8 protein-coding genes are annotated in these 15205 nt (G+C 37.4%); 1 reads left to right on the plus strand and 7 read right to left on the minus strand.

Features of this window, described 5'->3' with window-relative positions; translation table 11 throughout:
- Window positions 1-7: 7 nt before the first annotated feature.
- From PVK70_RS00680 to PVK70_RS00690, 3 genes are all read right to left on the minus strand, one after another.
- Window positions 8-2773 (minus strand): TcfC E-set like domain-containing protein, encoded by a 2766-nt coding sequence (locus PVK70_RS00680; protein ID WP_130046671.1) that lies wholly within the window; start codon window positions 2771-2773, stop codon window positions 8-10.
- Window positions 2773-3291: a hypothetical protein gene (locus PVK70_RS00685; RefSeq protein WP_130046672.1), complete on the minus strand. Its 519-nt coding sequence runs from the start codon at window positions 3289-3291 to the stop codon at window positions 2773-2775. Before PVK70_RS00685 ends, PVK70_RS00680 begins: the two co-directional genes overlap by 1 nt.
- Before the next feature lie 85 nt (window positions 3292-3376).
- The gene (locus PVK70_RS00690; protein WP_242504715.1) at window positions 3377-3901 is read right to left on the minus strand and encodes a hypothetical protein; all 525 of its coding nucleotides are present in this window, start codon (window positions 3899-3901) and stop codon (window positions 3377-3379) included.
- A gap of 293 nt (window positions 3902-4194) precedes the next feature.
- On the opposite strand from PVK70_RS00690, the gene PVK70_RS00695 reads away from it, so the two are divergent.
- A complete protein-coding gene (locus tag PVK70_RS00695) occupies window positions 4195-5109 on the plus strand; it encodes a helix-turn-helix transcriptional regulator (RefSeq protein ID WP_130046673.1) in 915 nt (304 codons plus the stop codon).
- 244 nt (window positions 5110-5353) lie between these two features.
- Here the strand turns inward: PVK70_RS00695 and PVK70_RS00700 are convergent, their stop codons facing one another.
- From PVK70_RS00700 to bcsA, 4 genes are read right to left on the minus strand one after another with little or no spacing between them, the layout of a single operon-like run.
- The gene (locus PVK70_RS00700) at window positions 5354-9118 is read right to left on the minus strand and encodes a cellulose synthase subunit BcsC-related outer membrane protein (protein WP_130046674.1); all 3765 of its coding nucleotides are present in this window, start codon (window positions 9116-9118) and stop codon (window positions 5354-5356) included.
- Window positions 9109-10287 carry a cellulose synthase complex periplasmic endoglucanase BcsZ gene (gene bcsZ / locus PVK70_RS00705; protein ID WP_130043593.1) on the minus strand — a complete coding sequence of 393 codons (1179 nt, stop codon included), beginning with the start codon at window positions 10285-10287 and terminating at the stop codon, window positions 9109-9111. The genes PVK70_RS00700 and bcsZ overlap by 10 nt, the downstream gene beginning before the upstream one ends.
- Window positions 10284-12584, minus strand: a complete 2301-nt coding sequence (gene bcsB / locus PVK70_RS00710) for a cellulose biosynthesis cyclic di-GMP-binding regulatory protein BcsB (RefSeq protein WP_422836525.1) — start codon at window positions 12582-12584, stop codon at window positions 10284-10286. The genes bcsZ and bcsB overlap by 4 nt, the downstream gene beginning before the upstream one ends.
- The gene (bcsA, locus tag PVK70_RS00715) at window positions 12581-15202 is read right to left on the minus strand and encodes a UDP-forming cellulose synthase catalytic subunit (RefSeq protein ID WP_130043591.1); all 2622 of its coding nucleotides are present in this window, start codon (window positions 15200-15202) and stop codon (window positions 12581-12583) included. Before bcsA ends, bcsB begins: the two co-directional genes overlap by 4 nt.
- Window positions 15203-15205: the final 3 nt, after the last annotated feature.

Here is a 15205-nt window from a genome sequence, read left to right on the forward strand (position 1 = left end):
TAATTCCTCAATTTAACAACGCGACAGGGAAAGATATATTTTCAGCACTGTAGTTGTTTTTAGATAATAATTTAAACTTCTGAATACTATCCTTGCTTTCAGCCAGCAATTCTTTTATTTTTGATGGTATTTGTGCGATATATATTGCTTTTAAATTACCAACACGTTTTTCAATAACACGATAACCTACTGATTTTAAATTTTCAATCGCACCTTCTACCTCAGAAGATTGTTCATAAGCCCCTAAGAATATTGCTTTTAATTTACTATCATCAATGTCAATAAGTTCCAGTTCTTCATTACTATTAGCCAGAGGCAAACAATAATTTTCACCAAAATTCATCTGGTTCGTTGTTGTAAATTCATAAGGCAGTAAACAACTGTTTGAATTAGATGTTAATTCAAAGTCAATTCCATCTAACACGGTTATTCTGTATATTCCATCCGCTATTTCTGACACATTTAAGCAACCATCACCAACACATAAAACATCATTAACAGGTTTCTCAGATAAGTCATTAAATGAGGTAATAAAAGAAACGACACGATTCACTTTAGGTGACATCGTCGCCACCGTTCCGGGGTGAGAAAACACTTTTAACTGGTGTTCACCGCTGTTATATAAATCAACACTCTCAGCATCAAATTTAACTGCATATTCATCATATTCAGACAGTGGAATGACTGCTTCATCCTTATAGATAATTTTTTTGTTCGTTCTACTGTCATTTTTATTTAATGATAAATACCCTTTTGCATCATTTTGTACCATCTCATTGACATTATTATCTTCTATATCTATAACTGCGTATGACAATGATTCTTTGCTCGTTATATATATGTCATCCTTAGTTATTATCTGAGTACTCGAAAAACCTCCACTCACTCCCATACTATTATCATTGTTTGACGCATATGCTGACATATTCATTGTTGCATATTGAGTACGGCCACTGGCGCTGGCTCTCGCTTCTTGGTACATATCATCCTGTGATCTATTATAAACATTGCTTAATTCAGCCTCAGTATGAAATGAATCAGAATCAATAATATTGTCTTTACGAATATTCGTTATAAATTGCGTAACCTCTGACTTAGACGTCGTTGTGCCTGTACTTACCTCAAGATTTTCAGACAAAGGTATACTCCACAATATATTAAATGTTAAATCATCACTGGTATCCGTATAATCAAGATTCAAATTAAGATTAGATGAAGCAATAAAAGGTGATGAATAACCAATAGATACAAAATTTTGTGCATCTTCATTATCTAAATCAAAACCATCTTCACTGGAATACTTAATATGCGAATAGGTTGTATATAAACTTTTCCCACCGCCAAATGAGTAAGAATAATTGATTAAACCTCTTATGTAATCCCTTTTTCCATATAGATAATGCGCAAGAGTTCCGTCTTCTAACGTGTCCGTTTCTAGCGTTTCATAAGAAATATTTAACCCTAAAATATTCATATTAATATTTAGGTGTTCAGCATCTTTAAACATGTCATAAACTATTTCAGTCTCAAGCCCTGTTTCTAACCACGAATAAGAGGCGCCTATTGTCGTGCTATTGCCCTCTTGACTGATAATACCCCCAGCTCCTAATAAAAGAGAGTCGATCCATTGATAGCTTACTAACCCTTTGGTATAAGTACTGTTATCTACATTCTGATTATCTAAATCATCTTCAAACCGTTGGTCGGATAGTAAACCAGCAGAAAGAGAAAAATCGATTCCCCCCTCAGCTAGAGAATCATTTCTATTATTATAAACGTTATAAATTTGAGAGTTGATTACCTTCCCGGAGCTAAGCACATCGACTTTAACTTTATAGCGTCCATAAGGTAAATCAGCATAGTTTATTGTGTTTTGTCCTTCTGATGAATTTCTTTGATAAATAAGTCGATCATCTCGATAAACATGAATTCGACCTGTTTTCGCCGCATAAATATTAAGAACTTTATTACTATTTTTATTTCCTATTAGAAGATTCTCTGAACTAGCAAATATAATAGAGTTTTGAGAGAATAAAGCAGTACTATTTAAAAAATCGGTTGAATTTATATTAGGGTCATACTTAAAATACCCCATCTTTAATGTATATGCATCAAAATCCAAATGATACGCCGCCTCATAAATTTGAGAAGAATCTTCACTATTATTAAGATTCACATCCCCTCTTAAATATCCATAAGGTAACCCTAATGTCGCTCTATCATTCAAAGAAACCACTGCATCTTGCTGGTAATAACTGCTTGCATAAAGATCAAATGAGTTAATCAGGCCATTTTTTTCACTTTCTGACGAGTGGTATTTTTTTTCTTCATTTACGTTTTTATAAGATAAAAGATCAGGGGAAACATAAAAATACAGGACTTTATCATTATAATCATAGATAAATTCATATGTTTCAGGCGATAACTGACAACCTTTAATTGAACCAGTACATAGGTCTACACTTTTGACCCCATAAATTAAATCAGATATTATTTGTTCTTCGTATTTTTCTGATACATTATTTATTTTTAGATATTCACGAAATTGTTTTACTGTTTTTTTATTTTCGCTGTCTAACTGGATTGTATTAAAAGAAACAGAAAAAACCATTGATTGACTGAATGAACCATCCAAATTTTTAATTTTAATTTTCGTTTCATTTAATTCAAACGCATTTTCAAAACCAACAGGTAAACTACTCGCAAAGGTATACTGCTCAAATGAAGAAATAAACAAAATTGCAATAATCAATATGTATTTTTTTATCAGCATTATATATCTACCATGACATTAAATTCAATTTCACCACTGCAGGTTTCAGCAGTCCCTGGCAGCGTGATTTCATCAAATCTTTTAAAATCGAAGGTCACTGCATGAGAGCTACTTTTGTTTGTTCCATCATTAGAATTAAAATCATTAAGACTTACAGAGTCGTTAACGACTAATTCAGTGCCATCAAAGTCAATGGTTACGAAACCATTTTGAACAAGTGACTCTCCACCATTAGTAATGCAAACTGCCTCATTCTTCGTCAATGTTGAAAGATAAGAAACGGCAGAAACACCTTTAGGTATTGTTGTTTCAATATTCAAATTTGAAGATACACTTTCAAATTTTTGATTATCTTCCGTTGGGGTTAATACTAATTCATTCGGAATAAACGAGGCTGAAGCAATTGAATCACTGTATATCTGATTAATATCTATTGTTGTGCTTAAATTCAAGACTTCGGTTTTAGCACTTATATGTGAACTAAAAAAAACACATAAAAGAATAATAAAATTAATCATAGACCTACTTATCACATCACCTTCAATAATAAAAATAGACCTACTTTATAAATAAAGTAGATCTATAACTTAATTGAACAAATAATTAAATTAAGCTTGACAAAAGAGTCACAGACCCCTGAACTTTTGCACCAGCAACGTCAGCTTCATCTAAAGGTGTTGTTTGTGCAATTGATACACCTACTGACTCTAAACCAGGAAGGGCAGGGTCACCGACAGCAACAGGTGCACCGTTAATCTGAACTTCAACCGTCGCAGCTGGGTTAGCAACACCGTCGTAAGCAACGTCTGCAGAAACAAGTGTCCAGTTAGTTGCAACTAAAGCACCCACCACTGGAGTTGTAGCATCACCATCATTTGTATGAGATTCAGCAGTAATGATAGACGATACAAACGTACCATCTGTACTTGGAGAAATTGAACCCAGAAATGCATCACCAATACCATTCAAACCGGTAATTACAACCGAATCAGAAGCCAAAGCGCCAGGTACTGTACCAGACCAGACCAGAGTCGCTTGAGCGTTAGTTGCAGCATAAGCACCTGCACTCATTACCATACCTAAACCAGCTAAAGTTACTAAAGCGTTTTTCTTGAAGTTTGTCATCATAAATCCTAAATTAAGTTAATAAATCCAGAGATGAAAGAAGTAATCATTTAAAGTTTAGTACGTTACCTCTCTGGATGGATCGTATTATCAAGAGTTCTGACCAATGAAAGAATGGCTTTTTAAAACTTCAACTATAGAAAGTGCCCATATCTAGTTACTTGTAAGTAATGGCTCGCTCACAACAACACCCTATACACCTCATATATTTCTGATTTTAATGTAAGTTTTTTTTGAATAATCCTACTTCCCAGATTATATTTACTAGTAGGGTAAGAATTAAGGATAGATAATTTATGGATATGAAATTTGCAAGCTACTTACAAAAGATCCGCTCAGAGAAAAAATTAACGCAGCAATCTTTATTGGAGTTGCTAGTTGAATCCGATAATGCATTTTCTAAACTCGATCTAACGACCTTGAGCCGCTGGGAAAGAGGTGTTACAACTCCAAAGCTCGAAAAACAAGTGCTTATTGCTAGATTAATGAATGATGACATAGCCCCTTTACTCGATCCTGATGTTAATATCACGAAAACAAAAAAAAACAGCTTAGATAAGGTGATAAACAAAACGTTAAACCCTTACTCGTCAAGTAAGTCATCTTTTCGTTTAATGAAGTTAGATTCTTTAAAAGAAGAACCTGTATTATCTGAAAAATTGCAAACCTTCCATAAAGATTATTTGGGTATAGATATCCAAGATGATGTTTTTACCAATCAACCCATTCATGCAGACTTGTATATCAATAATAAAGGGGAGCTTATAGGGCACTTACTTTATGGCTACGTACCTATAAATAGCTCTACCGACTCTTTAGATATAAACGCCCTCAACAGCTGCAATTTTATTGAAGTACAACCCAATGAGGATACTATGCTTTATATTATTTCAGCCTATAGTTCATTATCAAGACCACGCTCTATCATCCTTCTTTCTATTTTAGACATTTTACGAAAGAATACATTTATTGGCACCGCTTGCATCAACTGTCATGATGAAGATGGCTTTAACCTTTATGAAAAAAACTCGGCAATAGATATTATAAAAAAAGGGAATGAAGTCGATTTTGGTGGGATAAAGATCTTTGGTAAACGCTATCGATACGTTCAAATTTTAGTGAATACAGAAAGTATACTCGCTTCGAAAGTCGTATCTGATTTGATTCCATTTACTTGCCAATATATTGAGGAATTGCTAACAGATAATTGATAATTTACTTTTTAAGTATCAGTCATCTCGCCTCAAACGCTACAAACTATTCATTTTAAACATAATTACTAATTATCGATTAAAACTGATGCCAATCTAAAAAAGAAGAGATCGTTCAAGCTCAGAGCGATGGTGAGGTCAACATAATATAAATAATTCTCTTTACAACAAATCTAAAAAGCCGATGACATATTAATTCATCGGCTTTTTAAGTATGTGGTTCTTATGATGAGATTAACCAGTTCTAATCAAAGTCACCATACAAAGTTAATGGGTCAACAGGCATTGATACCGGTTGCCAACGGTCGGTAAACGTATATTTCGCATAAAAGAGTAAGTGGTTTGGTTCATAGAAATCAGACCGTTGAATATCAACCGCTGCACCTAAATACCAGCGTTTACTAATGCGTTGCTCTGCTGCTGCTTCTAAAGAGAACCCAAAGCCACCACCTTTGCTACTTGAACCATTAGGAGAGCCATCAATATAAGGTCCATCTTCTTTCGTCCAAGAGTTAGACACTGAACCACTGACTAAATAAGAAAATCCATCATTTAAGCGCTCATAATAATTCACAGGAATAGAAACTGAGAAATATTGTTGTGGGCTGTAATAACCTCCATTCCCATAAGCATATTCACTCAGGTTCTTATCATAGTTTAGATACATTAAGTTTAAACCAAGACTTAAACGTCGATTCTCTTCATTGATAATTTTCCAATACGTACCACCAAGTAAGCCTAAGCGAGTATTATCTTCTACGCTGGTTCCTGTCATTGTGTGGAACTGCGCACTTGCCCAATAACCAACAGATCCGCCAAGGTCGTAACTGCCACCGAGATTAACACCGGTTTTCATCACTCCGCCCCATTCATCGCCTTGATGTTCTTTTACCCCATTAGGCACTGTCATACCGGCATAAGAAAGAGTACTACTGGTTTCTGCTCGTCGAGATAACGTTGCTTTCCAGCCCACATCACCTAAATCTCCAGAAAGGTTCAAACCACCAACAATATTTTGTTGATCGAACCCCAGTGGCGTAGTGCCTATATCCGCACTCCACGAATCTGCGAGCCATCCAATGCCAAAAGCAGATCCAGTGTGCTGTTCATTCATGACCTCCGAAGAATCATAATAATCAATATCACCAGAATTAAGATGTACGATATCAGCACGGAGTTGTAAATGCCCATCGTACTCTGGCATTGGAATAATAGCTTCAATCGGCACTTGTACTGATTTATTCGCACCGTCCCTTGCACTGTAATCTATCCCAAAAGAGACGTAGCCTTGATCACGAGCCTGAATACTATCTAAATCAGATTTCACATTTCGAGTAAGCCAGTTGTCATCCGCATTATTGTATAACTCACGCAAATTTTCTTCTTTTGGATCCTCGCTTGGTTTAAGTTCAAGGTCCAATGCATCATCATCAGTAAATTCAGCGATAGTGGCATCGTTTTTAGGGTTAATTGCATCTTCTATTAATGCATAATGTGCCATGCTTGTAGCAAGGCTCCACTCTTTACCTTCCATCGCAACCGCCATTCCATCACGATAATCAATGGCGTCACTGTCTTGCTTTTGTTTCAGCATTTCAACTAAAGCAATAGCTTCTGATTGATAACCATACGCCATCAAAATTAGAGTTAATTCCATGCTCTGACGGCTACTTAACGCTTGTTTTTCTGAATATAAATACAGTGCTAATTTTTGTGCATCATCGTCTTCACCAAGTGCTTGTTGGGCTTTAAGTTGCCCAAGTAAAGCACCATACTGATATTCTGTATTGAGTTGACTTGCCGATGAATAGTATATTTTAGCGTCTGCATACTCTTCATTTCGAAATGCATACTCAGCAAAAAGTAAATCGCGACGAATCTTTTGATCAAACGAAATAACAGTATATTCACTGTTACTTTCTAAATGATTTTTCCATTCTTTAAATTTTTCATTTTCTTCAAATGTATACAATAATCCGCCATAACGTAACTCCGTTTCCATGTTCCATTTATCTGTCGGTTTAATGCTCTGTAGTTTAATAATCGCTTGTTTTGTAAACCCAAGCTGAAACTGAACATCAATTAACGATAACATTGCATCAGGGTCTGAATTATATTCGATTTCTAATCGCTTAATCTCTTTCTTTGCAGCTTCTGGATCATTTTTAGCAAGAATAAATAATGCACTAAACATTTGATTTTGTTCTAAGCGATTTAAGCTTGAGTTCATTGCTTCACTGCGATCACTTTCAGCTACTGCCGTCAATTGGGCAATAGCTTCAACCGTTTGACCATAGCGAGCCAAATACAAAGCATACGCAAATGACATCTCCGGCGTTCCATTTTTTGACCAAGCCGACATCAATTTATCAGCACGTTGAGTTTGCCCGGTTAATCGTAAAGAATCGGCTACCTCACTACGCTGCCAAGGAGAGACAGGAGGATCTATAACAAGTTTATCCAAGATCGCTTTAGCGTGTTCAATATCCCCTTTATTAATCGCGACAGTAAGCTCGGTCATTAATAAAGATATCTCAACTTCATGAAATCGTTCAGCTAAAATACGCTGTTGACGTGAAGATAATTTACGACCTTTCTCTAACGCTTTCTCGCCCCCATAAAAAGAGATCTGCAAATTAAACCAACCTCGTAATGCCGTTTCATCTAACCGATTTTTGCTTAATGCGGTAGTGTAATAATCTAAAGCTTGCTCTTCATCCTTTTGAGCTAAAGCTAATTCAGCAAGATAATTATATGCATATGGGTCATCTGGCTCATATTTTATTGCTTGGTGGTATTTTCTATTTGCACCATCAAAATTCCCTCTTTGCATCATTTTCTCACCGCGTTCAAGGTAAGCCCAATAACTTGAGGAGTTGATATAACCATTCCATCTATCGACATTTCGAAGATCTTTATCGTATTTTTTTGCTTTTTTAAAATAAGATAAAGCCACTTCTTGTTGGCCTAGTCGTAGATAAACCATACCTAACCCACCTAAAATCTCAGGGTCATTAGGTCGAACTTCTAATGCTGTCAATAATTGCTGTCGAGCATTTAGAATATGCCCTGATTCTAGTTCTTTTAATCCGGTTAACTTAGCGAGGTATTTAGGATCTTTTCTCAACTCTGTTTCTTTTTCAAAGCGCTTATTCGCATCAAGTAATGCTTTTCTGTAGGTTGCATTTGAAGGGTAATAACTGGAAAGTATCGCGTATTGCTGAACAACCTCTTTTGTTATGTAACTGTCATTTAAGCGAGAGATCCATAATGACGCAGCGCTGCCTGATACTGACGACTCTAAAGAAAGACGCTGTAACAGCCTCATGGCAATAGGGTTTGATGGATCGCCTTTTGAGATATGCTCTGCATAAGCAAGCTGAAAATCAGGTACTCCGGGATAGTCTGCATTGAGCTTTTTAAGTCCAATCAGCACCTTTCTTTCATGCCCTTTAACGCCTGACTCTATATCCAAATAGGTCAATTGTAATTCGGGCGTCGGCATACCATTAGGAAATAACGCATTTAATGCTTGTAGCGCTTCTTTATTGCGACCAGAACGGGACAATAAAATGATTTTCTGATAGGCCGCTTTATTATCACCATAAATAGATAAGGCATCTCTAAGCTGCTTGGTGGTTACTGAATTAGGTTGAGTCGCTTCTAATTTTTTTAAAATACCCATGGCTTGGTCAACCTGCCCCAATTTCGCCAAATGCTGAGCTTGAAAACTCAGTCCTTCAGCATTATTAGGGTCAACCGCAAATAAACGTTTGAGTGTTGTTTCAGTAATATCGGGGCGATGAAGTAATTGTGCATATCTTAACTGCTCCACTAACTGTTTAGTCGAATCAACATTAGATACATCACTCTGAAAAACAATAGGATTCATCATCTGTAATTCTGATTTAGGCGTCGCCGCCATAATCGATGATGAACAAAATACTCCTATCACTGCAATAGGAAGTAAACGAGCTATTTTATTAGCAGAAAAGCGTTCTATTGGCATACATGAGTCCAACTAGGAATAACACGACCATCATTACCAAATTGATAAACCCCTTTATGCCAACCTAACCCAAATAAGGTTAGTACACTGTTGTAATAACGGTCTTTCTCAATAGTTGATAGAGATGCCTCAATACCGTGGGCATACTCATCTGCGATTGATGTTGAATCAACGGCATCTAACAGCGGAAGTGTTGAGGCATTAATACCGACTCCGCCTATATTTTTTGTTTTTCCCGTTTGAGTATTAAATATCTCAGGCATTCCTTTACCTTTTTCTAACTCAAGCACGACTGGATGCATTTTATTTAAAATAGCGGCTTTGTTCTTATCACTGTTAGGTAGCATTCCTGCCCATAAATAAGTACGAATTGCGTTATAACTACCAATGGCTTTGGTTTTTTTGTCGTTTTTGAATTGATCATTTTTCCACTCAACCCAATCAGGACTCGATCCTTTAGGCATAGTATCTTTAATCAATCGCACGCTTGATTGATATAACTCAGCCCATTGATAATTTGGAAACAACGTATCCATGCGAGTAAGTAATTGCAATGGAACATAACTAGGATTTAAACGAACGTGATTATCACCCAGAATAAACCCCTGCTTACCAGGCAATAAGACCGTACCAAGACCTGATACAACCGTGGTTTCTTCTCGTAAAATACGGCTCGCAAGCAAATGGCCTAAAGATTGATAATAGAAGTTACCCCATAAGCGACCCGCCTCCATTAAGCTATATGCAATCCACAAATCCGAATCTGACGCAGAGTTTGCATCTAGCACACCTTTACTGCCATTTGGTCTTGTTCCCCACAACCACGCAGGGAGTTGAGCCGTAAGATCTCCGCCTGCTAAGTTTTTTTCAGTCCAATTAAGTAACGAACTAAACGTTGCTTGGTCATTCGCTATTAGTGCAAAAAACAACCCATACGACTGCCCTTCTGACGTTGTAATTAAGCGAGGATCGCTAGTATCAATCACTCTTCCATTCTTAATGTAGTTTTGCTTAAAGCTATTCCAAAGTGCCCATTGGCATTGATTTTCTTTTGTCATTACCACTTGCGATTTAACACGAGGTGAAAGACTCACCTCTTGTGCTGTGATCGTCGGTGTTGTTAATAATGAACCAATAAAAACACTCAATAATGTCAGTCGCGTTTTCATAGTTCATCCTCTTCTGTATTTAAACGACGTTGTGCAATGTGACGAAGTACTCGATATAAAATAATGGTAACCATCACGACCAATAAAGTAGCAAAGAAAGCGATCAATAATGGGTATTTAGAAAAGTGATACCAAATCAATTGTGATATAGGCAGTTCACCCACATAATAATGCTCTCCTACATTAAAGCTGGCGACTTCATCATCACGCAAAGTAATTACTGAACCAAACATAGATGATATTTTTCCACTGTCGTTTAATGCTTCATTAATCAATGCAAACGACTCTGGTGTTTGAGCAAGTAAACTCACCATGGTGCGCTGCGCCGTATAAGGCGATTCGACACTTGTAATTGCGGCAAAATTTCCGGTGGTATTAATACTAATCGAATCGGCAACTTGTTGATTATCGCTCGCTGGGTCTACCCAATTTTTTCCTCTTTGCGATTCATTTTTACTTGGTAAATTAAGTACACGCTCAGAGGAGATTAATTGAATATTCTCAATGTCTTTTTTATCAACAGAGGCTAATTCAGGCATCACTCCAATCGTTAGGATGTCTTTATTTTCTAATGTTTCTTTGTTCCAATTATCGGTAACCGTAACGTTTAGGACTGGGTAGCCTGAGTTTGAACCAAATACGCCCATCATATTCACAAACGTTTGAATTTCTTCATTTGATGGCTTTTGAGGAACAACAACAACGGTATCTGACAAGTCTGCCATTCTTGTAAATGGGTAGCCTGAGTTCGCAAACGCACGCATATTTGGCATTTCGATATAATGTGAAAAGCCAGAGAAATCAATGGTAGAGTCCTCACCAATAACCGCATAATTTTTACTTGGTTGCATGGTTTGGCACTGGTCTTTCCCACCCACAGATGATGCAAAACCAAACTCAAACTTCACTTCATTCTTACTGCCGACTTGAAAAGCTGGGATGCGAACTACGTCACCAGCGCCTAATAAGTCATCATCTAACAGAGGTAATCGTAAGCGCGTATTGTTAGTTGACTCACCTGATGTATTTAAGTTAAACGCTTTTACGAATTGATTGTTCACGCTTAAACTCATGCGAGAACCAGAGTTATCCATCAATGGCGGGGTGTAACGATAATTCAAATCAAATGGAATACCACGACTTTGCCAAGTAAATAAATCTGGCGGTAAACGGAAGTGTACTGAAATAGGCGGAGGAGTCTGCCCCTCTACCTGCAATGACGCGCCTTCTGTCAGTAAATCAGAGAGTGCTACAGCTCTATCTGTATCTATCCAGTTAGGAGCATCATAAGGTTTACGTGGTACAAGTTGCTCTGCCTTGTTGATTTTTGCTGATGGTCCAGTAAATAAATTTTTTCCTAGGGCGAGACCTTTGGCTGCAGTCACTAAATCTTTAGTATCACGGCCAATAACAAGCAATAATTTGACATAAGGATCCGTTGGATGAGAAATCATTTGAATTCTAGGACCATCAACATCCGGAAAGTTCCTTAAAAAATCAGGCTTGCTGTCATTAGTAATAAAAACAATTGCATTACGAGTTGGTAATGCATTATCAATCATTGGAAAATCTGAACCTCGCCATTCAGATAGTGAACCAAAGTATGATGATGCTATACCTGCGGCTTTGATTTCATTGATATCAAGTTTGTCACCAAACACCATAGGTAGCGTTAAATCACCCATGTCTCTTGAATCAAAAAATGGCGCGGGTAATAAACTTAAATCGTTATTTATTTTTGTTTTTTGAGTTGATAAAGAGATAGTACTCTTTGAACTAATTTCAGCCCAAATACTGCTGTCATTTGGATTACTGCATGACATTGAAGCATTTCCGACTAACTCGAATTTAAGTTGGTTATAATCGGTAAATAAACGAGGGTCTAAATTCAAATCTACAGAAGAAGACTTACCTTGCATCCCATTATCAATCGCAACAACACCCGCAAGCTCATTATTGAAGTACACTTTAATATGGGAAACCAAAGAGAGTAATGCTGGTGATGGAATTAACTCAAAATGCAGTGATGCTTGTGAAACCACTTCATCTAAACGAGAGCCAAAGCCAACATAAGCCGTACTTTCACTGCCTTGTAATTGAATCGAATGGCCATAACCAAGGTCACTAAAACTGAATGTCTTTTTAGTTACAATAGGGGACACGCGCGAAGTGACCATTTCTCCACTGATCACTTGTGTTGAGTTATTACTTTCATTAGCCATAAGCGGCGTTACCGCACTCGCCGTAAAACTGATCAAGCCTATCGCCACCGCTATGGCATTTATTTTAGTTTTCATCCACATAACTTCGCACTCTGAAGGTTAACTTTTATAGGTTTAAACGTGAGCACAAACTCACTTATTATTGTTATAAATTGCGCAATCATTTTGACCCATTTAGGGCTATAAGTGATTGTATTTCTGTAGCCTCTTGCTCCGATCTTAAATACGCTAAGCATGCTCATTAAAGGCTTGTCGCTCTGATAACTGTTTTGCCATTTTGTCCATACGTCAGCACGGGCAAACGTACATTGCACGTAATCAATATTTTGTTGTTTCGTCAGTGGCTCAAGTTGTAACCCTAACGCTTTTCCTCGGCTATAAGTCACTTTTGCAGGGAAGACAAAGTGATGTTCACCGCGCTGCAAAATAATGTCTAAAGAGTGTCCATAAAACAGCTCAACCGAGGTTGGTAGTTCAACTCTCAACCCACCCAATGAAAAATCTTTAATGTCGCATCGTATTTTGTGCCCTGATGGCAAATGAATCGACATTGGAATATTAACAACCACTCGGTGATCTTTTCGCACTTGCTTTGACTCTTCTGCAACGGCAACCGCACCACCAAGAATAAGAAGGTTATAAAAAACCCAAAGTAAGTTAACAACCACACTACCAAGTTCGTCATCAGGGCCCCAACCTAAGCGATACAGACCAAAGCCAATGCCCAAAACATTTAAAATCACCAATAACCAATAGGGTTTAGAGATCGTCCAATCGTAATGCGTATCTTCAATCAAGCCGCCTTTTGCTGTGACATTAAACGTTCCTTTATGAGGTGCAAATAAAGCAACAGTTGTAGGCCTTGCGATATACCAAGACAATACCGTTTCATACACTTCCCCCCAAAATGAATAACGATATTCTCCCTGCATACGAGAGTTAGTGATGCTGGCATGTACCATATGCGGCAATACATATAAAATAATCGCTAATGCAGGTGCATAAATAATATACGTATGCATAAGTAAGAACACTAATGGTGCTAGCAAAAAGATAATGCGTGGAATACCTGATAAAAAATGCAACATGGCATTGGCATAACACAAGCGTTGTTGCCACTTTAGCCCTTTACCTAATAATGGATTATCAACACGAAATATTTGTGCCATGCCTCGCGCCCAACGAATACGTTGCCCAATATGAGCAGACAGAGTCTCTGTAGCCAAACCTGCTGACAATGGCTTTCTTAAATACGCTGAGCGATAACCCAAACGATGCATGCGCAATGAGGTATGAGCATCTTCTGTTACTGTCTCAACGGCTATTCCTCCCACCTCTTCTAACGGCTCACGACGCAAAACAGCACATGAACCACAGAAAAAAGAAGCATCCCATAAGTCATTACCATCTTGAATTAAGCCATAAAATAAGCTGCCTTCATTCGGAACATCCCCAAAATTAGATAAGTTTCTTTCAAATGGATCAGGTGAGAAAAAGTGGTGTGGGGTTTGAATTAATCCCAACTTTTCATCATTTAAAAACCACCCCATTGTCATTTGGAAAAAAGCACGGGTCGGAATATGGTCGCAATCAAAAATGGCAACGTATTCACTGGACGTCTGTTTTAAAGCGTAGTTAATATTACCGGCTTTTGCATGTTCATTAGTTGGACGACGGATATACCCCACGCCAATCTCTTCTGCAAACGCTTTAAATGAATCTCTTTTACCATCATCTAAGATATAAATATTCAACTTTTCTTTTGGCCAATCAATGCCTAACGCAGAATACACCGTCGCTCTTACAACATCTAAGTCTTCATTATAGGTAGGGATCATCATATCAATCGTAGGCCACGTTGATTGATCATCAGGTAAAGAAACGGGTTGTCTATTTAACGGCCAGATATTTTGAAAATACCCTAATATAAGTACGATCCACGCATAGGTTTCAGCCATTAGCAAAACACAGCCAAGAAACAGAGCAAGAGGATCATCCCAATTTAAAGAAGAAGTGTAGCGCCACCAAATATAACGACAAGACACCGTTACTGATAAAGTGATTAATAAAATAGTTGGGAACCGTCCAGGCATACGTCTGAACATCATACCCAGTGACCATAATGCCACAATAAAGAACGCTTGAGCTGTTAAACTAAATGGAATGGTAAAACACAGTACCGCGAGGAGAAAAACAACAGTACCGATAGCTATATTGAGAAAGCGGCTCGGTAATGAAGACGCTTTCTTGTTCTTTTGTTTCGAATCAATTGCGTAATGACTTGAACACCCTTCTAACCATACAACAATTGAAGTTAATCCTTTTAATGGAAAATAAAATAAGCGACCAATTTGCTTCCACACTATGTTGATAATTTGGCGAAGAGAAAACCCCTCAGTGAGCCTTCTTGGTTGCACAATAAAGAGGATCCATAATGTTTGGATCAACATTCTGAAAGGGTCAAAAAACTTAAAGCGTGAGAAATCAATTTGTGGGTACCAATAATGAGGTAACTTCCAACTATCAATCCCTGCTATCTTTGATTTGAAAAAACAAAAACAGACAACAAACCACACAGAAAGGATCAACTGACTGATATAAGAAGGTGATTTATCTTGCGTATAAAAATGCAATTGCTTACGAAATTGAACCATAAGCCTAGGTTGAAAAAATAGCGATAACCAACCAAACATAGT

Origin of the sequence: Aliivibrio sp. A6 (assembly GCF_028765505.1) — a bacterium.
GTDB classification, from domain to species: Bacteria; Pseudomonadota; Gammaproteobacteria; order Enterobacterales; family Vibrionaceae; genus Aliivibrio; species Aliivibrio finisterrensis_A.

Coding starts and splice junctions, on each gene's coding strand:
- PVK70_RS00680 (WP_130046671.1), bottom strand. CDS start 2,773: ATGCTGATAAAAAAATACATATTGATTATTGCAATTTTGTTTATTTCT.
- PVK70_RS00685 (WP_130046672.1), bottom strand. CDS start 3,291: ATGATTAATTTTATTATTCTTTTATGTGTTTTTTTTAGTTCACATATA.
- PVK70_RS00690 (WP_242504715.1), bottom strand. CDS start 3,901: ATGATGACAAACTTCAAGAAAAACGCTTTAGTAACTTTAGCTGGTTTA.
- PVK70_RS00695 (WP_130046673.1), top strand. CDS start 4,195: ATGGATATGAAATTTGCAAGCTACTTACAAAAGATCCGCTCAGAGAAA.
- PVK70_RS00700 (WP_130046674.1), bottom strand. CDS start 9,118: ATGCCAATAGAACGCTTTTCTGCTAATAAAATAGCTCGTTTACTTCCT.
- bcsZ (WP_130043593.1), bottom strand. CDS start 10,287: ATGAAAACGCGACTGACATTATTGAGTGTTTTTATTGGTTCATTATTA.
- bcsB (WP_422836525.1), bottom strand. CDS start 12,584: ATGAAAACTAAAATAAATGCCATAGCGGTGGCGATAGGCTTGATCAGT.
- bcsA (WP_130043591.1), bottom strand. CDS start 15,202: ATGTTTGGTTGGTTATCGCTATTTTTTCAACCTAGGCTTATGGTTCAA.